Source organism: Halarcobacter mediterraneus (genome assembly GCF_004116625.1).
Classification (GTDB): Bacteria; Campylobacterota; Campylobacteria; order Campylobacterales; family Arcobacteraceae; genus Halarcobacter; species Halarcobacter mediterraneus.
The window spans coordinates 19,467-41,573 of record NZ_NXIE01000004.1 but is presented as its reverse complement, the minus strand read 5'-3'; the positions used below and the strand labels follow the sequence as shown (position 1 = coordinate 41,573).

General features: G+C 28.7%; 32 protein-coding genes. 1 reads left to right on the top strand and 31 read right to left on the bottom strand.

Annotation, left to right across the window (positions count from 1 at the left end; translation table 11 throughout):
• Positions 1-58: 58 nt before the first annotated feature.
• From CP965_RS09990 to rpsJ, 29 genes are all read right to left on the bottom strand, one after another.
• Positions 59-2,632 carry a cache domain-containing protein gene (locus CP965_RS09990; protein WP_129061968.1) on the bottom strand — a complete coding sequence of 858 codons (2,574 nt, stop codon included), beginning with the start codon at positions 2,630-2,632 and terminating at the stop codon, positions 59-61.
• 90 nt (positions 2,633-2,722) lie between these two features.
• A complete protein-coding gene (locus CP965_RS09985) occupies positions 2,723-3,523 on the bottom strand; it encodes a metal ABC transporter solute-binding protein, Zn/Mn family (protein WP_129061967.1) in 801 nt (266 codons plus the stop codon).
• Positions 3,524-3,540: 17 nt separating this feature from the next.
• Positions 3,541-5,304, bottom strand: a complete 1,764-nt coding sequence (gene aspS, locus CP965_RS09980) for an aspartate--tRNA ligase (RefSeq protein ID WP_129061966.1) — start codon at positions 5,302-5,304, stop codon at positions 3,541-3,543.
• A gap of 79 nt (positions 5,305-5,383) precedes the next feature.
• A complete protein-coding gene (locus CP965_RS09975; RefSeq protein WP_129061965.1) occupies positions 5,384-6,553 on the bottom strand; it encodes a hypothetical protein in 1,170 nt (389 codons plus the stop codon).
• The gene (locus tag CP965_RS09970) at positions 6,550-7,215 is read right to left on the bottom strand and encodes a uracil-DNA glycosylase (protein WP_129061964.1); all 666 of its coding nucleotides are present in this window, start codon (positions 7,213-7,215) and stop codon (positions 6,550-6,552) included. Before CP965_RS09970 ends, CP965_RS09975 begins: the two co-directional genes overlap by 4 nt.
• Positions 7,216-7,268: 53 nt before the next feature.
• Positions 7,269-8,522, bottom strand: coding sequence for a GGDEF domain-containing protein (locus tag CP965_RS09965; protein ID WP_129061963.1), 1,254 nt, complete (start codon positions 8,520-8,522; stop codon positions 7,269-7,271).
• A 90-nt stretch (positions 8,523-8,612) separates the two neighbouring features.
• A complete protein-coding gene (infA, locus tag CP965_RS09960; RefSeq protein WP_072682044.1) occupies positions 8,613-8,831 on the bottom strand; it encodes a translation initiation factor IF-1 in 219 nt (72 codons plus the stop codon).
• Positions 8,832-8,846: 15 nt separating this feature from the next.
• Complete coding sequence (map, locus tag CP965_RS09955) at positions 8,847-9,614, bottom strand: type I methionyl aminopeptidase (protein ID WP_129061962.1); 768 nt, start codon at positions 9,612-9,614, stop codon at positions 8,847-8,849.
• Position 9,615: 1 nt separating this feature from the next.
• The gene (gene secY / locus CP965_RS09950) at positions 9,616-10,878 is read right to left on the bottom strand and encodes a preprotein translocase subunit SecY (protein ID WP_129061961.1); all 1,263 of its coding nucleotides are present in this window, start codon (positions 10,876-10,878) and stop codon (positions 9,616-9,618) included.
• A gap of 2 nt (positions 10,879-10,880) precedes the next feature.
• A complete protein-coding gene (gene rplO, locus CP965_RS09945; RefSeq protein WP_129061960.1) occupies positions 10,881-11,279 on the bottom strand; it encodes a 50S ribosomal protein L15 in 399 nt (132 codons plus the stop codon).
• Between the two features lie 3 nt (positions 11,280-11,282).
• Positions 11,283-11,726 (bottom strand): 30S ribosomal protein S5, encoded by a 444-nt coding sequence (rpsE, locus tag CP965_RS09940; protein WP_128981879.1) that lies wholly within the window; start codon positions 11,724-11,726, stop codon positions 11,283-11,285.
• A 9-nt stretch (positions 11,727-11,735) separates the two neighbouring features.
• Positions 11,736-12,098, bottom strand: a complete 363-nt coding sequence (gene rplR / locus CP965_RS09935; RefSeq protein ID WP_129061959.1) for a 50S ribosomal protein L18 — start codon at positions 12,096-12,098, stop codon at positions 11,736-11,738.
• A 10-nt stretch (positions 12,099-12,108) separates the two neighbouring features.
• Positions 12,109-12,642 (bottom strand): 50S ribosomal protein L6, encoded by a 534-nt coding sequence (rplF, locus tag CP965_RS09930; protein WP_129061958.1) that lies wholly within the window; start codon positions 12,640-12,642, stop codon positions 12,109-12,111.
• A 9-nt stretch (positions 12,643-12,651) separates the two neighbouring features.
• Positions 12,652-13,050 (bottom strand): 30S ribosomal protein S8, encoded by a 399-nt coding sequence (gene rpsH, locus CP965_RS09925; RefSeq protein WP_129061957.1) that lies wholly within the window; start codon positions 13,048-13,050, stop codon positions 12,652-12,654.
• Positions 13,051-13,063: 13 nt separating this feature from the next.
• Positions 13,064-13,249, bottom strand: coding sequence for a type Z 30S ribosomal protein S14 (locus CP965_RS09920; protein WP_114838563.1), 186 nt, complete (start codon positions 13,247-13,249; stop codon positions 13,064-13,066).
• A complete protein-coding gene (rplE, locus tag CP965_RS09915) occupies positions 13,249-13,797 on the bottom strand; it encodes a 50S ribosomal protein L5 (protein WP_129061956.1) in 549 nt (182 codons plus the stop codon). The genes CP965_RS09920 and rplE overlap by 1 nt, the downstream gene beginning before the upstream one ends.
• A gap of 1 nt (position 13,798) precedes the next feature.
• Positions 13,799-14,038 carry a 50S ribosomal protein L24 gene (rplX, locus tag CP965_RS09910; RefSeq protein WP_129061955.1) on the bottom strand — a complete coding sequence of 80 codons (240 nt, stop codon included), beginning with the start codon at positions 14,036-14,038 and terminating at the stop codon, positions 13,799-13,801.
• A gap of 1 nt (position 14,039) precedes the next feature.
• On the bottom strand, positions 14,040-14,408 hold the full coding sequence (rplN, locus tag CP965_RS09905) for a 50S ribosomal protein L14 (protein WP_129061954.1): 369 nt from the start codon (positions 14,406-14,408) through the stop codon (positions 14,040-14,042).
• Entirely contained in the window at positions 14,408-14,659 is a 252-nt protein-coding gene (gene rpsQ / locus CP965_RS09900) for a 30S ribosomal protein S17 (protein ID WP_129061953.1), read from the bottom strand. Before rpsQ ends, rplN begins: the two co-directional genes overlap by 1 nt.
• Before the next feature lie 11 nt (positions 14,660-14,670).
• Entirely contained in the window at positions 14,671-14,862 is a 192-nt protein-coding gene (gene rpmC, locus CP965_RS09895) for a 50S ribosomal protein L29 (protein WP_129061952.1), read from the bottom strand.
• On the bottom strand, positions 14,849-15,274 hold the full coding sequence (gene rplP / locus CP965_RS09890; protein ID WP_129061951.1) for a 50S ribosomal protein L16: 426 nt from the start codon (positions 15,272-15,274) through the stop codon (positions 14,849-14,851). The genes rpmC and rplP overlap by 14 nt, the downstream gene beginning before the upstream one ends.
• Positions 15,275-15,276: 2 nt before the next feature.
• Positions 15,277-15,975, bottom strand: coding sequence for a 30S ribosomal protein S3 (gene rpsC, locus CP965_RS09885; RefSeq protein WP_129061950.1), 699 nt, complete (start codon positions 15,973-15,975; stop codon positions 15,277-15,279).
• Positions 15,975-16,307 carry a 50S ribosomal protein L22 gene (gene rplV, locus CP965_RS09880; RefSeq protein ID WP_129061949.1) on the bottom strand — a complete coding sequence of 111 codons (333 nt, stop codon included), beginning with the start codon at positions 16,305-16,307 and terminating at the stop codon, positions 15,975-15,977. The genes rpsC and rplV overlap by 1 nt, the downstream gene beginning before the upstream one ends.
• A 2-nt stretch (positions 16,308-16,309) precedes the next feature.
• Positions 16,310-16,585 carry a 30S ribosomal protein S19 gene (gene rpsS, locus CP965_RS09875; protein WP_129061948.1) on the bottom strand — a complete coding sequence of 92 codons (276 nt, stop codon included), beginning with the start codon at positions 16,583-16,585 and terminating at the stop codon, positions 16,310-16,312.
• Positions 16,586-16,594: 9 nt separating this feature from the next.
• A complete protein-coding gene (gene rplB, locus CP965_RS09870) occupies positions 16,595-17,422 on the bottom strand; it encodes a 50S ribosomal protein L2 (RefSeq protein ID WP_129061947.1) in 828 nt (275 codons plus the stop codon).
• Positions 17,423-17,434: 12 nt separating this feature from the next.
• The gene (locus tag CP965_RS09865) at positions 17,435-17,716 is read right to left on the bottom strand and encodes a 50S ribosomal protein L23 (RefSeq protein ID WP_129061946.1); all 282 of its coding nucleotides are present in this window, start codon (positions 17,714-17,716) and stop codon (positions 17,435-17,437) included.
• Between the two features lies 1 nt (position 17,717).
• Complete coding sequence (gene rplD / locus CP965_RS09860; protein WP_129061945.1) at positions 17,718-18,308, bottom strand: 50S ribosomal protein L4; 591 nt, start codon at positions 18,306-18,308, stop codon at positions 17,718-17,720.
• Positions 18,305-18,880 carry a 50S ribosomal protein L3 gene (rplC, locus tag CP965_RS09855; protein ID WP_129061944.1) on the bottom strand — a complete coding sequence of 192 codons (576 nt, stop codon included), beginning with the start codon at positions 18,878-18,880 and terminating at the stop codon, positions 18,305-18,307. Before rplC ends, rplD begins: the two co-directional genes overlap by 4 nt.
• 17 nt (positions 18,881-18,897) lie before the next feature.
• A complete protein-coding gene (gene rpsJ / locus CP965_RS09850) occupies positions 18,898-19,212 on the bottom strand; it encodes a 30S ribosomal protein S10 (protein ID WP_114838549.1) in 315 nt (104 codons plus the stop codon).
• A 241-nt stretch (positions 19,213-19,453) separates the two neighbouring features.
• On the opposite strand from rpsJ, the gene CP965_RS09845 reads away from it, so the two are divergent.
• Complete coding sequence (locus CP965_RS09845; protein ID WP_129061943.1) at positions 19,454-19,702, top strand: hypothetical protein; 249 nt, start codon at positions 19,454-19,456, stop codon at positions 19,700-19,702.
• On the opposite strand, the gene CP965_RS09840 is transcribed toward CP965_RS09845, so the two are convergent.
• Both CP965_RS09840 and CP965_RS09835 read right to left on the bottom strand, forming a co-directional pair.
• Positions 19,703-20,794 carry an ATP-binding response regulator gene (locus tag CP965_RS09840; protein WP_129061942.1) on the bottom strand — a complete coding sequence of 364 codons (1,092 nt, stop codon included), beginning with the start codon at positions 20,792-20,794 and terminating at the stop codon, positions 19,703-19,705. It lies immediately after the preceding gene.
• Positions 20,795-20,848: 54 nt separating this feature from the next.
• Complete coding sequence (locus CP965_RS09835) at positions 20,849-22,090, bottom strand: NAD(P)/FAD-dependent oxidoreductase (protein ID WP_129061941.1); 1,242 nt, start codon at positions 22,088-22,090, stop codon at positions 20,849-20,851.
• Between the last annotated feature and the right edge of the window lie 17 nt (positions 22,091-22,107).

The window sequence follows — 22,107 nt, the reverse complement described above, 5'->3', positions numbered from 1 at the left end:
TAGTTTTTTCGTATTGTGCCAAAAGATGTTTTAACCTATCATATAAATTTATAACTAATTAAACCTTCTTTGTTAAATTGTCATCAATCTTTTTAATATCAAGAACCATTGCAACTTGAGATTCTTCATAATCACTAATATCAGCTAAACTTTCAACCAAAGTTCCAGTTCCCAAAAAGTGACTTTGAATTTGTTGAATAGAGTCTTTTTCTACAACTGAAACACTTTCTAATGATGATACTAATATTCCTATACAATGTTCTTTATTATCCTTATCATATTCTAATAAAATAATTGTATTTAACTCTTCATCGCCAATTTCCTCTTTGATAAAACTTCTGATATCAAGAACAGAGATTAAAGTATCTTTATGTAGAACCATTCCTTTAAAGGGATTGTTCTTATCCATATCAATTGATTCTTCTAATTTATCTATAGAGATAGATTCAATAACATTCTTAGCTTCTACTGCAAGAAACTTATTTCCTAAGTGAAAAGTTGCTAACTCAATACAAGTATCTGTAAATATCTTTTTTGTACTTGAATTTAAAAACTTTGATTTTTGCTCATGCCTTTTTTCATCAAAGTTTTTATCTCCTATATAGTTAAACACTAAACAAAAAACATCATTAACATAGTCATCTTTAGCATTTTTGTACTCTCTATATCCTTGAGAACATCTAACACCTAAGGCATAATATTTATTATCTATTTCAATAATTTCACTTAGTTGTTCACCATTTTTTAATTCAAAAAATTTATCTTCTATATCAATAATTGAGTTTACTTCTATATCTTTATTTGTTGAAGAAATAACTCTTTTATCCCTTGATGCAAATAAAGCAAATACTCCATCTTTATCTTTGGGTAAACTATCTTCTAACATAGCTTTAAATTCAGCTGTAGAATCAAATACAATAGCTATCCCACCATTTATTTCATCTTGATTTTCAAAAGACCTAATTGCAGCACAATAAATGTATGTTGACTCATTTGAATAAAGATTAGTCTCTTCAAAATCTGAAACACAATACTTTGAGGTGTCAGTTAACTTTAGAGTTTGTCCAACCCACTTTTGAGGTAAAACTTTTCCTACTAAATAGTTTTCTTTTTCATTTGATACAGCAATTATTTTTCCACTTTTATCAAATACAAGTAGATTTGTATAAACTGTATATAAATCATTTATATACTTCAAAATAGAAGAGATCTCTTTTTCTTTATATTCCAAAGATTCATACTCATCAAATGCTTTTCTAAAGAAGGAAGTTAGTGCCCACCATCTACAATCATTTGCTCTTTCATAAAGATTTCTATCCATAATATCAAGGGCAAGGGAAGATAGAAACTCACTATCTTTTAAAATAGAGTTAATAATTGTTTGATTTAGATTACTTAAGGAAGAGTTTGCTTTAACTCCTGTAACTCCAATCTCACTTAAAAGAGATTTTGAAAACTCTCTATTTGAAGAGTTTAGTTTACTTTGTGCAACATTACCATTCCAAATAACACGTCCAAGATTTTCTTGAATAGTTTTACTTTTATTAAATACATCTTTTAAATCTTTTGAAAAGTGTTGTTCATTGTTCATCATTGATTCAATAATCCCATCATCTACTTCTGGTCTATCATTTTGATTACTTAAAAAAGCATATTCTAAAGGAACCATAATATGTCCATACCACTTAAGACCTTTAAACCCTTGATACCCATTTGTTATACAAGTTTTTGCAATATAATCTCTACCACAAAAAGAGACAATTTTATACTCTTCATCTAAAACAATTTCCAATTTTGATTCTAAAGGGATATAGTCTTTATCACTTGAAGCAATTACAATTCCATCTTCATCTAAAATAGTTAAAGCCTCTTTATTTCTTGTTTCAATTAGATTGTTAAAAATTCCTTCCATCTCATCTCTAAATCTAAAACAAAGACAAAGTACACCTAAAACCTCTGAGTCGGAATCGTTAGTTTCTGTTACTTTATATGAATATACTAAAGACTGTTTTTTGTGTGGAATAAAATCATGGTATTGAAAAGTTTCTACATATTCATCACTTGAGTTAATTACTTTTTGAGTAAATTCTTTATTTAACCAATCAATTTTTATATTATCATCTAATCTTGCTACAATTTTCCCTTTAGTATCAGCTAAAACAATATCATAATAAACTGAGTATTTTTGAACATACTCCAAAAATCTTTTTTGAATATCTTCTTTTAATTCTACGCTATCACTGTTGTATCTTGAAACAAAGTTTTGTAAAAAGTCTCTAATATCATCATCAGTTGCTAAGAAGCCTATGTCAGCTGTTCTTTCAAAAAGATTTCTATTTACAATATCAATTGCAACTTGAGCTTTAAATTTCATTTCAGTAGTAGATTTTTTAACAGTTTCTTCACTTAAGTGATTAAGAAGAGTTGTTGTTAAATTTAAGAAGTTTTCTTTTGTTTTACCAATATCAATATTAATATCACCTAATTGACCTAAAAGTGCAAAAATATCCCAAGAAGAACTTAATCTTCCTAACTCTTCCCTATACTTATCAACATCTTCTATATGCTTAATAAGAGGATAAAGTTCTTTTTTTACTTTTATTCCTTTATATTCTACTAGATTTCTTGACATGATATTTCTCCTATCTTTCATAAGAGAATGATACAATATATTTAAATCAGTTTTTTATACAGATTGTATAAAAACTACTCAGTTGATAAATTATCTTTTATATTTCGAAATCTTTCTAACAAGAGATTGAAGATTTACACGCCAGTTATATTTTGTGATATCATGCTCGATAATATCTGCATTAATATTTGAAGCTAAAGATTGAGCTTGTTCGTAAGAGCTTTCTTCTTTAATTAAAAGTTTTTTTATATTATGTTTTTTTGAAAATTCCACTAGTTGTGGGACTTCATCTAAGTTTGTATATCTATTCTCTTTATAATAAAGATTTAATCTAAATCTTTTTGCAAAATAGTGCCAATAAGGTTCATAAACATATATATTATAAAATTCATTTTTTTCAAGTCTTTTCTTTAAAGATAAAAATAATCTATCTAATTCCATCAAAAAGTTTTCATAATTTTCTTTAAAGAAATCTTTTCTGTAGGATTTTAATTTACTTAATTCTTCAAAGATATTTTTGGATAGTTTTCTCACTAAGATAGGATCCATCCAGACGTAGGGATTTTCCTTACCATTAACTATATCTTTTTTTATATTTTTAGTGAGATTAATAATATTAATATATCTGTTTCTATTTTTAAAAAGTTTAATATATCTTTCTTCTTTCTCTAAACCATATGTAAGATAAACATTACTGTAATAAATTTCATTTTTATGAAGATTTCGTTTTTTTGCAAAACTAGTATTTCCATCTTCAACTACATGAATAACAAAATCATCTTTTGCTATTTTTTCAATAAGTTTTTTATGAATAGGATAAGTTACTACTAAATGTATTTTTGCATTTAGAAAAGAGAATAAGGCTAACAATACGAATATAAATTTAATCATATTGTTGCCTTTTTTAATTATACTTCAGTCTTTCTAATTCTAAGACTTAATTCTTTTAATTGCTCATTATCAACAGCTGAAGGTGCTTGTGTTAATAAACATTGAGCTCTTTGAGTTTTAGGGAAAGCAATTACATCTCTAATAGAATCAGTACCTGCTAATAACATAATAAGTCTATCAAACCCAAGAGCAAATCCACCATGGCTTGGTGCACCATATCTTAATGCTTCAAGTAAGAATCCAAACTTTTCATTTGCTTCTTCATTAGAAATCCCCATAAGTTCAAATACTTTTTCTTGTACTTCTTCTTTATGAATTCTGATTGAACCACCACCAAGCTCAGTACCATTTAATACAATATCATAAGCAATTGATTCAATATCTTCTAAATCTTCTACATTATTTAAATCACATTTTTCTAAGTTAGGCATAGTAAATGGATGGTGTAATGCTTTAGTTTTTCCATCTTCAATTTCAAACATTGGGAAATCAACAACCCATACAAACTCATAAGTGTCTGCGGGAATAATTTCCATTTGCTCTGCAAGATAAAGTCTAAATCTTCCCATATAATCACATACAGTTTTCTTTTCACCTGCTCCAAAGAATACAACATCACCAACTTCAAGTTCAGTTGATTTTACGATTGCTTCTAAATCCGCATCTTCGAAGAATTTAGTTAAAGGACCTTTTAATCCATCTTCTTTCATTTGGAAGTAACCAAGACCTTTAGCTCCAAATTTTCTAACGTAATCCTCAAAACCTTTCATTTGTCTTTTTGAGAAGATATTATCTCCATTTGGACATCTTAGAGCTTTGATTCTATTGTTTTTAGTATCTTTTGCAATATCAGCAAAGATTTCATTTGTAGAGTTAGCAAAAATATCAATAACATCTACCATAGCCATGTCAAATCTCATATCTGGTTTATCTGAACCATATTTTTCCATAGCATCTTTATAAGTAATTCTTGGGAATGTAGTTGGTACATCTTTTCCACAAGCTTTAAATGTATCGTGAATTAATTTTTCAGCTACTTTGATTACATCTTCTTGATTACAAAATGACATTTCAACATCAATTTGAGTAAATTCAGGTTGTCTATCAGCTCTTAAATCTTCATCTCTAAAACATTTAGCAATTTGGAAGTATTTATCAAATCCAGATACCATTAAAAGTTGTTTAAATAATTGAGGTGATTGAGGAAGGGCATAAAATTCACCAGGATGAACTCTACTTGGAACAAGATAATCTCTTGCACCTTCTGGTGTAGATTTTGTTAAAATTGGTGTTTCAACATCTAAGAAACCTAATTCATTTAGGCAATTTCTAACTGCAATATTTGCAGTACTTCTTAATTTGAAAATTTCATAAGATTTTTCTGTTCTTAACTCTAAGAATCTATTTCTTAATCTAATTTCTTCATTTACTTTTTCATCACCTAATTCAAATGGCATAGGTTTCGATCTATTTTCAATTACTAAGTTATCAACAACAATTTCGATTTTTCCAGTAACTAAATTAGGGTTTTCTAAACCTTCACCTCTAGCTCTAACTTTACCTGTTGCAATTAAAACAAATTCATCTCTAACACTATCTGCAACTTCCCATGCATCTTTATTATCAGCAGGATCACACACAAGTTGAACTAAACCACCTCTATCTCTTAAATCAATAAAAATAATTCCACCATGATCTCTTCTACTGTTTACCCAACCAGCAACAGTAACAATTTCATCTATATTTTTTTCCGTTACATCAGTACAATAATGAGTTCTCAATTCTTACTCCATTTCTATAAATATTCGCGATTATATCTAAAAGAATCTTAATTTTTTATTCTCTATTTTAAGGCTCTTACTATCTATTTTCTTGTATTTTTAGAATTTTATTATTAGTTTCTTCTAAAACAGAATTTATATCTTCAACTTTTTTAAAGCCGTAAGAAGTTCCTCTGTATAAAGTAGGTAAATATTCAACTTGATTATTTAGAATTTGTGTTTGCGTTACTCTTTCACTTTCATAACTATCAATACTTATTAGATATTCTATTCCAACTAAAGAGGAATAATCAACCCAATTATATACAACATCTGCTCCTAACAAATCAGCATACTCTTCAATAAAATCATCTACATTAGAAATAGAATTAACTACAAATAAATTCTTTCTATCTTTTTCTTGAGTTAATTTAACAAGTAAAGGATCAAAATTCAATTGTGTAGATAATATTCTAACAGGATCAATTTCATAAGCTGTTAATTGTGATAAAACGATAGAACTTTTTATAATAGGAGTATTTAAAACTATGGTATTATATAATAAATTTTTATCATTCATAATATATTTATATCTATTTATTTTTGAATCAATTTCAATAACTTTAGGCCTATTTTCTAAGAACATTTCATCATAATAATTTTTAAGTTTACTTCCTAAGTAAGACTTAACATAAAACATCGCACTATTTTTACTTGATAAAGTTTTTAATAATTCAAACTGTTCTTTATAAGATATCCCACCAAAAATAAAATTACTTTTAGTCTCTTTTACTTCACTTTTATTGATTAAAGGATAATAAATTTTTGCAAAATCTAAAGAATCTGTTTTATTAAGTACATCAAAACCTTGTTTAGTAAATAAAGCAATTACTTTTTTAAAACCTCTATTTTCAATTTCTTTAACTTGATTTAGAATATTAAATTCTTGCTCATTTTTAGTATCAAAAGCTATTACTTCAAACTCTTTATTATTATAAACTAAATAGGCAGTAACAGCACTTATAGTTGATTTAGCATATTTACCAACAACTTTAGATGGATATAAAATAGCAACTTTATTTAAGCCTTGTTCATCTTCTTCAATAGCTTCTTGAATTGGCTCATTTTTTATTTCTTCAAGTTCTTTTTCTGTTTGAATTATTGGTTTAGAAAAAATTACAGGCTTATTTTTAAAAGAAGAGCTTTGTTGTTTTGAAGCACATCCAATTATAATAAAAGAAAACAAGAAAATTAGTAATAAGTTTTTCAATTTGACTCCAATATTGATTTTATTTTTAGCATATCATGAAAAGCTTCTTTTTTAAAAGAAGGGTTTCTTAAAAGAAAACTTGCACTATATGTAGGTAAAACATCATAATTTTTAAAACTCATAAGTTTACCTCTAATTTGATTAAAAGGGGTTTTATCTTTACATAAATATTCATAAGTTTTTTCCCCTAGTGTAACAATTAATTTTGGATTTAATAAATCGATTTGTTTATATAAATAAGAACTACAACTATTAAAATGACTTGTATTAAAACCATCTAAACTTTTACATTTAACTAAACTTGTAATATATATATCTTCTTTTTTTAAAGGTAATACATTTTCAATCATTCTTGATAATTGCTCCCCTGCTTTCCCAACATAAAATGAATTTAATTCATCTTCACTTGTACTAGGTTCATCAAAAATAAACATAATCTGTGCATTTTGATTACCATATGAGAATAAAGGGTTTTTTCTTGATTTTGATAATTCACATAAATAACAATTTTTAACCATAGATTCCAAATTAAAGAAGTCATCGGGTAAATTGTATTGTTCTAAATCTTTATCAAAGGCTTTAATAGATTCATGATACTCATATCCTATTGACTTTAAAAAATTTAGCTGAAATAAAATTTTATTTTTAATAGTATTTGTCATATCTTATTGTACAAAAAAATATCTTTGAATAAATTTTTTAGTTTTGAGTAAGTTTACAAAATCTTATTATTATCAAGAATAATTTTATTTCTACCTTTTGATTTAGCATCATATAAAAGTTCATCTGCTTTTTTTATTGTTTCTTCATAAGAGTTATAATTATCCCTAAAAGTTACCCCAGCACAAAACTCAATATTAAGTTTAATATCATTATAAACAAACTTATTATTAGCTATAATATTCTTTGCTCTTCTTAAATAGTTTTCCACTTCTAATTTATTTTTATAGCTAACTAAAGAAATAAACTCTTCTCCACCATAACGTGCAATTATATCTCCTGTTCTAGTAAGATTTTTCAGAATTTGAGCAAATGTTGATAAAATAGAATCACCACAATCATGACCATAACTATCATTTACATCTTTAAAATGATCTATATCATAAAATACTAAAGCATATTTTGAATTAAAAATTCTATATTCATTTTCAAGTCTTTTTACCTCTAAATTATAAGCTCGCCTTGTTAAAACTTTTGTTAAATAATCTATTGATTTCTCTTCTTCTGCTTTATTTAAATTTTCTTGTAATTCTTCTATCTGTTCATATAATAAATCACATTTTAATTGATTGTCTGTAATATTATTTCTACTTTCATAAATAGATTTTTCAAATTTTTCTATAGAACATAATAAATCTTCTCTAAAAGATTTAAAGTCATTAAATGAAGATTCAGATAAATTTAGTGAAGAAATTTCATTTTTTAGTTTAGTTACTTCATCAATAGTAGAAGAGTGTTCTATTAAAAAACGATTTACATATTCACCTAAAAAATTAATTAGTTTTTTTACATCATTAGTCTTATCATTAAAAAGTTTTTTATCAGCATTAATTCTTTGATCAGTTAATCTTCTTAAATTACGTAAGGTTTCCAAGTCAACTAAAGAGTTGGGTTTCTCTGCAATTTTAGTACATAAGGTTCTAATATCATCATCAATTTTTTTATCAATTGAAGAACTCATAAAATAAGCGAAATCTTTTAAAAATTCTCTGATTATTTGATCAGAAATTCTTTCTGAAAGAATATTTGCAATATCTTTAAAGGTTTGATTTTCTTTATTTAATTTAGATCTTTCAAAATCTGTAAATGTAGATATTAAACTTTTTATTTCTTTTTCCTCTTGGAAAATAAAGTCTGATTTATTTAATTGTTTATAAAATTCTTCTTCAAAATTTTTAGGATTTGCATCTTTGTTAGTTTTTTCTAAGTTTTTTAATGTTTTATTTATTATTTTTAATATACTAGTCATATTGTTTTTTTATAAAAGGATTTTTAAATAGTATATCATAAAGAAAGAAAAGAGATAATAAATAAATTTACTATCACTTTTTTTTCTAATTTACTTGTATCTATGAGTAATTCTACCCTTATCTAAAGAGTAAGGTGTAATTTCAACTTTTACTTTATCACCTGGTAAAATTTTAATGTAGTGCATTCTCATTTTTCCTGAGATATGACATAAAACTACATGTCCATTATCTAATTCAACTCTAAACATAGCATTAGGTAAAGCTTCAATTACTTTTCCATCAATTACTATAACATCATCTTTTGCCACTTTCGCTCCTAAATTCTACTCATCATCTACTTGACTTAAAATAACTGCTTTCCCATCAACTACAGCAACAGTGTGTTCATAATGGCTACCTCTTTTTCCGTCTTCAGAAACAACATCCCAGTCATTATCTAAAATTACTGGTTCTCTTCCTTCATGACAAATCATAGGTTCAATACAAAATACCATACCATTTTTAATTTTTGGTCCAGATTTTACATTTCCACCATTTACATAATTTGGTATTTCTGGTTCCCCGTGAGGTTTTTTGCCAATACCATGTCCACAAAATTTAACTAAAGGTTGATAACCTCTATCTACAATGAAATCTTCTATTGCTTTTGATAGTTCTTTAAATCTCATACCTTCTTCAATTAAATCAATAGCATAATAAAGTGAATCTTTTGAACAAGCAATTAAGTCTTCATCTTCTTTTGAAATTTTACCAATTGGCATCGTAATAGCTGCATCACCATACCAACCATCAATTTCTGAACCAATATCAAGACCAAGAATATCACCTTCTTTTAAAACTTTATCATCTGGAATTCCATGAATAATAACTTCATTTAAAGAAGTACAAATTGCACCAGGAAAACCATAAAGCCCTTTAAAAGCAGGTCGTGCACCTAAATCATTTAAAAACTTTTCACCCATTAAATCAACTTCTTTTAAAGTCATTCCTGGCTTAACATTTTTTTCTAAATACTTTAATGTCTTCGCAACAGCTTGTCCAGCTGTTCGAAGTTTTTCTATCTCATTTGATTTTCTTAAAGGAATTGCCATTTTATAAACCTACTGCACTTAATGTTTCATATTTATTCATATATTGCTGCGCTTCTATTTTTCTCATTGTATCAATTGCAACTTGAACAACAATAAGAACGGCAACACCTCCAAAGTAGAAAGGTACTCCCATTGCTTTTACTAAAAGCCAAGGAACAGTAGAAATAAGTCCTAAATAAATTGCTCCCCAAAAAGTAAGTCTACTTGCTGTCTCATTTAAAAATCCTGCAGTAGAAGCTCCAGGTCTAACACCAGGAATAAATCCACCTTGTTTTTTTAAGTTCTCTGAGATATCTTTTGCATTAAAAGTAATTGATGCATAAAAGAATGCAAAGAAAACTACAAATAAAAACATTAATACATTGAATGTATAAGATGTAGGACTTAAAAAATCTGCAATAACAACAAGATATTCATTTTGACTACCTTGTAAAACAGTTGCAGGGAACATTAAAATTGCAGATGCAAAAATTGCAGGAATAACTCCAGATAAATTTACTTTAATTGGAATATAATTCATAACTCTTTTATTTTGTGCTTGCATCATAACTTTTCTAGAATAAGAAACAGGAACTCTTCTTTCACCTAATTCAACATATATAATTGCTCCAACAGTTGCTAGAATAATTACTAATATAGCAATTACAGTTAAGAAGTTCATTTGTCCATTATTTACTAAATCAACCGTTCCACCTATTGCACTTGGAATTGCTGAAACAATACCTGCAAAAATAATTAATGAAATACCATTACCAATACCTTTTTGTGTGATTTGTTCACCAATCCACATTAAAAGCATAGTTCCAGTTAACATTGAAATTGCAGAAACAGCAACAAAAGTATCCATATCAATAGAAATTGCACTTTGTCCACTTTGTCCAGTTAATGAATTTAATCCCATTGATACACCAATAGATTGAATTAATGTAATTACAATTGTAGTATATCTGATGATTTGCATATATTTTTGCATTCCATCTCGTTCTTTTTTCATTTTACCAAGGGCTGGGAAAGTTGCTGCTAGAAGCTCCATAATAATTGAAGCTGTAATATAAGGCATAATACCAAGAGAGATAATTGACAGTCTTTCAACTGCATTACCACTAAACATATTTACAAGACCTAATGCATTATTTGCATTTGAATCAAAAAATTCTTTAACTACATCAATATTTACTCCAGGTACTGGCACATATGCCAATAACCTGTAAAGTAAAATAAAGCCTAATGTAATAAGAATCTTATTTATTAGATCTTTACTCATAACTAATTTCCAGTAGTTGTTACGTTTTCGTCTTTAATCTTAGATGATAATTCTTTTGCAGAAGAACCAACAAGTTTAACTTTTGTAACACTTTTAGAAAGTTTATAAACTGTTTTTATTGATTCTACTGTGATTTCTTCAAGTTCTGCAACTTTTTTTACTCTATCAACATTAATTGAGTAAGGTTTTTCAACTCTAGAAGTAAATCCAATTTTTGGAGCTCTTTTTTGAAGTGGCATTTGACCACCTTCAAAGTGTCTCTTAATTTTATATCCAGATCTAGATTTTTGACCTTTTTGTCCTCTTGCAGAAGTTTTTCCTGTTCCTGAACCTTGACCTCTTCCTACTCTTTTAACATTTTTTGTACTACCAGTTGCTGGTTGTAAGTTGTCTAATGCCATCTTTTATCCTTTTATTCTTGCTAATGCTTCAACTGTAGCTTGTACAAGGTTGTTTGGATTATTTGAACCTAAAGATTTTGCAATAATATCTTTAACCCCAGAAAGCTCAAGAACTGGTCTTGCCGCACCACCTGCGATAAGCCCTGTACCTTCTGATGCTGGTTTTAATAAAATTTTACTTGAATTATATTTATGTTCAATATCATGCGCAATAGTTGTCCCATGAATATTAACTTTTACTAAAGATTTAAATGCATCATCTAATGCTTTTTTAATTGCATCAGGAACTTCTTTTGCTTTTCCTGTACCAAATCCAACTGTACCGTTTTTATCTCCAACAACAACTAAAGCTGTAAATCTGAATCTTCTACCACCTTTTACAACTTTTGTTACTCTTCCGATTTTAACGATTGCTTCTTGAAAATCTTCTCTATTTACTGCTGCCATCATTAACCCTTATAATTTGATACCATTTTCTCTAAGTCCATCAGCAAATGCTGCAACTACACCGTGATAAAGGTATCCATTTCTATCAAATACTACTTTTTCAATTCCAGCAGCTTTTAATTTTTCAGCAAATTCTGCTGCCACTTTTACTGCATTTTCTCTACTTACACTTAAGTTTAAAGCTTTAGAATTTACTGCTGCTAATGTTACACCAGCAATATCATTGATTGCTTGTGCACTTAAATACCTGTTTGATTTAAAAACAGTTACTCTAGGTGTTTCAGCAGTACCTCTACCGATATCTCCTCTAACTCTTCTTTTTCTTACGATTCTAGAAGAATTCTTTTTTGCTATATCTTTAATTCTACTCATATTTTACACCTTATTTAGCAGTTTTACCAGCTTTTCTAACGATATGCTCGTCAGTATACTTAACACCTTTACCTTTATATGGTTCAGGTTTTCTAAAGCCTCTAATAATTGCAGCGGCTTGACCAACTTGTTGTTTATCAGCACCTTTAACATGAATAATGTTTTTTTCTACTGATACATCTAGTCCCTCAGGAATATCATAGTTAATTGGGTGAGAGTATCCTAATTGTAATTCTAATACTTTACCTTTAACTGCAGCTCTATAACCAACACCATTAATCTCTAAAGATTTTTGGAAACCAGTTGATAAACCAGTTACTGCATTGTTAATTAAAGCTCTATAAGTTCCCCAGAAAGCTGCTGATTCTTTAGTTTCACCAACTTTAGATAATACAACTTGATTATCAGCTACTTCAACATCAACTCTTCCGTGAGTTTCAACAGGAATTACGTTATTTCCTTTTTTTACATTTACAACAGTTCCATCAACTGTTACTTCAACCCCTGAAGGGATAGCGATAGGTTTTTTTCCAATTCTAGACATTACACTCTCCTACCATACAGTACATAGTACTTCACCACCAACGTTTGCAGCATAAGCTTCATCGTTAGCGATAACACCTTTGTTTGTTGAAACAATAATTGTACCATATCCATTTTTGAAAGATTTAATCTCAGAAGCGTTTTTATAAACTCTTCTTCCTGGAGTAGAAACTCTTTTGATTTCATTGATAACTGAATTATCATTGTCATCATATTTTAATGTAACTTGTACTGTTTTTTTATTGTTTTCACCATCAACTACTTTGAACCCTTCAATATACTCTTTTTTCTCAAGTACATTTAAGATTCCTACTACTGTGTTAGAATGTAATAATGTTGCAACTTCTAATTTTCTCATTGCAGCATTTCTAATTCTAGTTAAAGCATCTGCGATAATATCATTCATCATAGCTTTTATTCTCCTACCAACTAGATTTTTTAACGCCAGGAAGTAATCCCTCGTTAGCCATTTTTCTTAAACAAACTCTACAAAGACCAAAATCTCTGTAAACTGAATGTGGTCTTCCACAAACTGAACATCTTGTGTATGCTCTTGAAGAGAACTTAGGAGTTCTCTTTTGCTTAGCAATCATAGACTTCTTTGCCATTACGCTCTTCCTTTTGTAAATGGAACTCCAACAAGCTCTAATAATCTAAATGCTTCTGCATCGTCACTAGCACTAGTTGAAATTGAAATATTCATACCGTGAGTTTTGATGATATCATCATAAACAACTTCTGGGAACATTAATTGTTCATCAAGACCAAAGTTAAAGTTACCTTGACCATCAAAACCATTTCTGTTAAGACCTCTAAAGTCTTTTACTCTTGGTAATGCAATAGAACATAATTTATCTAAGAATGCATACATATTTTCACCTCTAAGTGTTACTTTAACACCTACAGGCATACCTTCTCTTACTTTAAAACCAGCAACTGATTTTTTAGCAATAACTTTAACTGCTCTTTGACCAGCAATTAAAGAAATAGTATCTTGTATATTTTGCATAAGTTTGCTATCTTTCATAGCTTCTCCAGCACCAACAGAAATAACTACTTTATCTAATTTAGCAGTTAACATTTTGTTTTTAGGGAACTCAGTTTCTAAAGTTGGTTTGATCTCTGCATTATATCTTTCTTGTAATCTGTTTGCCATCTTACTCACCTTCTACTTTTGCTACATTTGAGATATCAATAGGCATCTCTTTGTTTACAAAACCACCTTCAGGGTTTTTTTCTTGATCTGGCTTAACTGTTTTTTTAGCAACTTTACAATCTTTAACGATTACTTTGTTTTTTGCAGGTAATACAGCTAAAACTTCTCCAGTTTTACCTTTGTCATCACCAGCAATGATTTTTACAGTATCACCTTTTTTAATCTTTAATTTAACAGCCATCTTATAATACCTCCGGAGCAAGTGAAACAATTTTCATGAAACCTGAGTATCTAACTTCTCTTGCAACAGGTCCAAAAATTCTTGTTCCAATTGGTTCTTTTTTACCATCAAGGATTACAGCAGCATTATCATCAAATCTAATTAAAGATCCATTTTCTCTTTGAACTTCTTTATGAGTTCTTACGATTACTGCTTTTACAACTTGACCTTTTTTAACTTTACCAGTTGGTAAAGCTTTCTTAACTGAAGCAACAATTACATCACCAACAGAAGCATATCTTCTTTTAGAACCACCTAAAACTTTGATACACATAATCTCTTTAGCACCAGTGTTGTCAGCTACATTTAATCTAGAAAAACTTTGAATCATTATTTAACTCCTGTAGCTACAATTTTCTTTAATCTAAAAGATTTAGTTTTAGATAAAGGTCTACACTCAACAGCAGTTACAGTGTCACCCTCATTTAGTTCATTTCTTTCGTCATGAATTAAGTACTTTTTAAATCTTTTTACAGTCTTGTGATATTTTGGGTGTAAAACATATCTAGTAACTAATACAGAAGCAGTTTTATCTCCAGATTTTTTTACCACTACACCTTGAATCTCTCTTTTATGTGTCATACTTTAGATCCTTAGTTAGCTTTTGCTGCAGTAATAGCTGTTTGAATTTGTGCAATTTCTTTTTTGCACGCTCTTAATTCAGAAGTATTTGTTAACTGCATAGTTTTTAGCTTAGCTTTTAATTCAAAAAGAAGCACCTTTTTCTCTTTTAATAACTCATTTAGCTCTTGTAAGCTTTTCTCTTTTAAATCAATATAATTCATTTTCACTTTCTCTACTTACAATTTTAGTTTTAAATGGTAATTTGTGTTGAGCTAGAGTTAAAGCAGATCTAGCCATTTCTTCAGATACACCAGCCATTTCGAAGCATACTCTACCTGGTTTAATATTCATTACCCATTTATCGATTGGACCTTTACCTTTACCCATTCTCACTTCAAGTGGTCTTTTTGTTAAAGGTTTATGAGGGAATACCATGATCCAAACTTTACCTTGTCTCTTAATTGCTCTTGTCATTGCAATTCTGGCAGCTTCAATTTGTCTTGAGTCAATTCTACCATGCTCTAAAGCTTTGATTCCAAATTCACCGTAAGCTAAAGAATTTGCTCTCATAGATTTACCTCTATTTCGACCCTTCATTTGCTTTCTATATTTAGTTCTTTTAGGCATTAACATAATTATTTACCTCTTCTCTTTTGTGGTCTTCTTTTTGGTTTAGAAGTTGTATCTTTTTCAGTAGGAATTCCTTTTGCAAGAACCTCACCTTTGAAGATCCAAACTTTAATACCTATACAACCATAAGTTGTATGAGCTTCAGCAAAACCATAATCAATTTTTGCTCTTAAAGTATGTAAAGGAACTCTACCTTCTAAGTACCACTCAGTTCTAGCCATTTCAGCTCCACCAAGTCTTCCTGATACAGAAACTTTAATACCTTTAGCTCCAGATTTAAGTGCATTTTGCATAACTCTTTTCATAGCTCTTCTAAATGCAACTCTTCTTTCTAGTTGTTGAGCAACATTTTCAGCTGCTAATTGTCCAGAAAGTTGTGGTTTTCTTTCTTCTTTGATATTTACTGCAATATCTTTTCCAACTAATTTAGAAAGATTATTTTTAAGTTTTTCTACATCTGCACCTTTTTTACCAATGATAATTCCTGGTCTAGCTGCAACGATTGTAACTCTAACTTTTTTTGCAGTTCTTTCAACGATAGTTTGAGCAACACCAGCATAGTATAACTCTTTCTTAACGTATTTTCTGATTTTATCATCTTCTGCAACATTTGCTGGCATATTAGTAAATTTAGGAAACCATCTTGATTCCCAATTTCTATTAATACCTAATCTTAAACCTATTGGATTAACTTTTTGACCCATTACTTATCTCCTTTTTCAGCAGCCGCTACTTCAATCATAATGTGTGCAGTTGGTTTATGCTTAGGTGATGCACTTCCTCTAGCTCTTGGAGTAAATCTCTTAAGAACTGGACCTTTATCAACTCTAGCACTTGTTATTACTGCATCTTCTGGTTCTAAACCAGCATTAGCTACAGCTGAAGCAATAACTTTTGAAATAATTCCTGCTGCTTTATTAGGAGTGAACTCTAACGAAGCAATTGCATATTCTGCATTCATACCTTGAACTTCTCTAGCAATTAATCTTGCTTTTGTAGGAGAAAGTCTAATAAATTTTAATACTGCTTTACTCATCATTACACCTTCTTCTGCACAGAACCTTTGTGCCCTTTAAATGTTCTTGTTGGTGCAAATTCACCTAATTTGTAACCAACATGGTTTTCTGTAATATTTACTGGTACAAAGTTTCTACCATTGTGCACATTAAAAGTTAAACCAATCATATCTGGTAATACCATTGATCTTCTAGACCAAGTTTTAATTGGTTTTCTATCATTTGCTTCATTTGCTTTGATAACTTTTTTCATTAAGTGTGCGTCTACAAATGGTCCTTTTTTTATTGATCTTGCCATCTTAAACCCTTACTTCTTTCTTCTTGAAATGATTAATTTATCACTAGCTTTTTTCTTTCTAGTTTTATAACCTTTAGTTGGCATACCCCATGGAGTAACTGGATGTCTACCTGAATTAGTTTTACCTTCACCACCACCATGAGGGTGATCAATAGGGTTCATTGCAGAACCTCTTGTTTGAGGTCTAATACCAAGATGTCTAGTTCTACCAGCTTTACCTACTACCATATTAATGAAATCTTCATTTCCAACAACACCAATTGTTGCAATACAAACACCAAGAATTTTTCTCATTTCACCAGATGGTAATCTTAAGATAACATATTTACCTTCTCTACCCATAATTTGAGCATAACCACCAGCAGATCTTGCAATTTGCCCACCTTTACCAGGTTTTAATTCAATATTATGAACCATAGTACCTACTGGAATACTTTGAAGTCTCATTGCATTTCCAATAACAATATCTAATCCAGATTCAGCAGCCTGAACTTTTGCACCTACTTTTAATCCAGATGGTTGAATAATATATCTTTTTTCACCATCAGCATAAGTTACTAAACAAATTCTACAGTTTCTATATGGGTCGTACTCAATAGTTGATACAGTTCCCTCAACACCAAATTTGTCTCTTTTGAAATCAATAATTCTATATAGTTTTTTAGCACCTGCTTCTTTATGTCTTGAAGTGATTCTACCGTTATTATTTCTACCAGCTGTAGCTTTTACTCTTTTAAGTAAAGATTTAACTGTTGGTTTTGAAGTAATATCAGAAGTATCCATTACAGACATGAATCTTCTTGCAGGAGTTATTGGTCTAAATTTTTTTAATGCCATTATCTATACTCCTTAAGCTGATAGGTTCGCTATTTCAGCGCCCTCTGGTAATGTTACATAGAATTTTTTAAAGTCAGCTCTTTTTCCAGGTCTTCCTCTAAATCTTTTAACTTTACCATCTTGTCTTAAAGAGTTAACTTTTGCTGGAGTTACTCCAAAATACTCTTTAAAAACTTCTTTTAAACCGTTTTTAGTCATTCTTGGACTAGTTTGAACAACGATTACACCATTTTCTTGAAGCTCGATTGTTTTTTCTGTATATAATATTGCTTTAATATCTGTAATATCTGCCATCTTACGCCTCTTTTGTTAATGATTCAAGTACTGATTTTTCAATAAGTACTGAGTGATATGCAGAAATTAAATATGCATTAATTTCTTGTTTTTCAATCATATAACAGTTTTTAACGTTTCTAAACGCTAAATATGTTTTTTCATCAATTGAATCAACGATTATTACTGTATCTCTTTGATTTAATTCATTAAGGATTGAAACCGCATCTTTAGTTTTACCTGACTCAATTTTAATAGAATCAGCTACAAATAAAGAACCATTTTCAGCATGAGCGTTAATAGCATAATTTAATGCTAAAGCTTTTTGCTTCTTATTGATTTTTTGGTTGTAGTTTCTCTTAGTAGGTCCAAATACTTGACCCCCACCAACGAATAATGGTGATCTTTTTGAACCCCATCTAGCTCCACCAGAACCTTTTTGAGCTTTTGGCTTTTTACCACCACCGCTTACCTCAGTTCTATTCTTAACTCTAGCAGTGTTTGCTCTTTGTGCTGCTAAGTAAGATTTAACATATAAATATAAATTGTGTGAGTTAATATCTTTGAAAGACTCTGGTAACTCGTTTGTCTTTACTGCAACTGCGTTACTCATTTAGCAATCCTTACTTTTCCTAATCCACCATTTGGTCCAGATACTGAACCTTTTACAACTAATATACCAGTTTCTGCGTCAAACGAAACAACTTCATTTTTAACAGTTACATTTGTATTTCCGTATTGTCCTGGCATTTTCTTACCTGGTTGAACTCTACCTGGCCACTCTGCATTACCGATAGAACCTGTTCTTCTACCCATTCTGTGTCCGTGTGATGCTCTACCACCAGCGAAGTTCCATCTTTTAACTCCACCTTGAAAACCTCTACCTTTTGTTTTAAAAGTTGTTTTTAAAACAGCAGCTTCAGATAATCCAGAAACATCTAAGTCACCAGCTTCAGTATTTGCTACATTAATTGTTGCAAATCTATTAAACTCTTTGCTTAAACCATATTTTTTTTGTTGACCTTCAATAGCTTTGTTGAATTTCTTCCCTTTGCTATATGAAACAAGTGCTACACCTTCATTAACGTCACATACTTTAGTATCAAGAACTTTTAAAAGTGTAACTGGTGTTGCAGGAACTGAAACAGTTCTACTCATACCGATTTTTTCTACGATAAATTCCATTTATTACCCTTTCTTTATTATTCTTGACCCATTGATCTAACTTCAACATCAACTTCTGGAGCTAAGTCAAGTTTCATTAATGAATCTACAGTATCAGGAGTTGCTGCAATGATATCAATCATTCTTGAGTGTACTCTGATTTCGAATTGCTCTCTTGAATCCTTATTTACGTGAGGACCTTTAAGAACAGTGTATTTTCTGATCTTCGTTGGAAGAGGAATAGGACCTCTTAACTCAGCACCAGTTCTTTTAACAGCTTCAACAATTGAAGCAACACTTCTGTCTAAAACTCTATGATCATAAGCCTTAAGCTTTAATCTAATTTTTTCCATGTATTTTCCTTTAAAGAACTCGTTAGATATACCAAAAAAGGCACTCTAACCATTTTTATGGACGCGGATTATAACTTTTTTTTTGTTAAATGTCAAGTATTATGGGCTTTTCAAGTTTTTTTTATCTATTTTATTTCCTTATAAAAAGGAAACAAATAACTTTTTTTAAATTTGTGTACTTATTTGCACAGAGAAAATAAAAAGAAAATATTATATAATTAGAAAAAAAAATAGAGGTTATATGAAAAAACAAATTGTTATTGGTGGATTTTCAAAAGAACAAAGAGAAAAAGAGTTAAGAAAAGTCAAAAAAAAGTATTTAAAAAGAGGTTATAAGTTTATAAACTATGTTGACAATGGTACACTTAAATCTTTTGCAATATTTGAAGTTGAAGATTCTATTATAAAAAAAGAGAAAGCTACTAACCTTATATTACTAGGTATATTTTTCATGGCACTTGCTTGTATAATGTATTTCAAAGCTAGCTAATTAAAATTCTTTTATATAATTATTTGGAATTCTTATTTTAACACAAACTCCTTTTTCATTATTATATTTAATATTTTCTAATGTTATTTGAGCATTTACTAAAAGAGTCAAACTAAATTTTGTAAGAAATAATCCTAGACCTTTAGTATTTAATGATTCGTCTGAATAGTATAAATCAAAAACTTTTTCTAAAATATTAGTATCTATTCCACCTGCATTATCTATTATCTTTATATTTAAGAACTCATTATCAGAATAACTTAATATTGAAATTTTTGGTTTTTCTATTTTTCGATTTTCAAATTGTTCATAACTATTATTAATTATATTTTTAAATATTTCTTTAAACTCTTCATAGTTACTTTTAATTATTATATCTTTTTCTAAATCTAATATATAATCACTATTTTTTAAGTCATTTAATAAGTTTAATAAAGAAAACTCCTCACTAAGCTTTTTTTCTAATATTGAATTAAACTTATTGATTGTTGAAGATAGATATTTATTTTCATTATCTATTTTTTCAAGACTTTCAAAAAGCCTTTCTTGTGTTAATTTATTTAATTGGGAATATATTCTTAACTTACTTGTGATAGTTCCAATTTTAGATAAAGGTTGTTTCCATTGATGTGAAATCATTGATACTGTTTTTGCTATTAATATATCTTTTGATTGTTGTTTAATCAGTTCATCTTTTTTTCTATTTTCTTCTTCTAAAATAAAAGGTAAAAGTACTTCATCAATATTTTCTTTTAAATCTTTACAATCAATTGGTTTTTTCATATATCTATCAATTTTTAGAGAAATTGAATCTAATAAATATTTTTCATCATTCATTGCTGTTGTAAAAATAACTGGTGTCTTAAAATTAATGGATTTAATTTTTTTTATTAACTCAATACCATTCATTTTTGGCATGTGTATATCAGAGATAACAATATCAATTCTATTATCTTTAAAATATTCAAAAGCATCTATTCCATTATAAAAATTAAAAACATTATAGTTTAATTTTTTAAGCAAATCACTAATTGTATTATTTACAAATTCATCATCTTCTACATACATTATATTTATATTATTTGGATTCATGATTATACTCCTATAAAAGAAGTATAATCAAATATAGTATTAAAAAGGTATTATTTATTGATAAAAACCTGAGAATAATAAAATATCATCATTCTTTGAGTTAGATTGATTTTTTACTATTAAATCACTTATTGTTTTCCCTACTGCTGGTGAAAAAGTCATTCCTAACCAGCCAAGTCCCATTGCATAGACTAAATTTGAGTAAGTTTCATCTCTTCCTATTAATGGTATATCATTTGGAGTTAAAGGTCTAAATCCTGACCAAAGCTTTTCATTTTTCATTTCAAAAGGAATACTATATTCCTTGAAATTTTTTTTAATACTTTCAATTTGTTTTTTAACTACTTCTTTATTATTACTTCCTAATTCTAATTTAGAAGTCAATCTTACATCATTAAACCTTGGTGTCATAACTATAAATAAATCATTAAAGAGAGTTGATGTTTTTGGTTTTAATTCTTTTGGCATAGAAAAGGTTATACTATAGCCTTTTGCAGGAGTTAAGATTAAGTTTTTATTTAATTTCCTAGCTAATGAAGTTTTATAACCTGTAGACATAATAAAAGTATCTGCTTTATATTCAGTATTTTTTGAAGAAACACTTTTTATTTTTTTATTATCATATTTTATATCTACAATCTTTTCATTTAAAATAAATTCAACTCCAGAATCTTGCAAATATTTTTTTAAACCTAACATTAGTTTTCCAGGGTCAATATGTGCATTTTTTTTAAATAAAATCGCACCTTTGATTTTATTATTAGAAAAAGGTAAATACTCTTTTATTTTTTCTTTATTAAAAATTTCAAATCTATTTTCATCAATATAATTATATTTTTCTAATTTATCTTCATATGTATTTTTTTGAGTAAAAACAGAAAGCATCCCTTTATGATGAAAATCAAAATCTATACCAACATTATAAACCAAGTCTTTATATATGTCTATCGAGATTTGTCCATATTTTTCAAAAAGCATCATTGTTTTTTTAGTTCTTGTTTCATTTGCACTTTGTACAAATTGATATAACCATTTATAAAGTTTTAAATCTAGAGTTGGATGAAAAATTACTGGAGACTGTCCTTTTATCATAAGTTTTAATGTATTTGTAACAATCCCTGGATAACTTAATGGGGTTTTATCAAAAGCTGATAAAAGTCCTGCATTACCAAAAGAAGTTGAATCTTCTATAGTATGTTCATCTATTAAAGTTACTTGTCTTCCTTGTTTAAAAAGATTGTAAGCACACATAAGTCCTACAACTCCACCACCAATAATAACTATATCTCTTTTCACAATATATCCTTCACAAA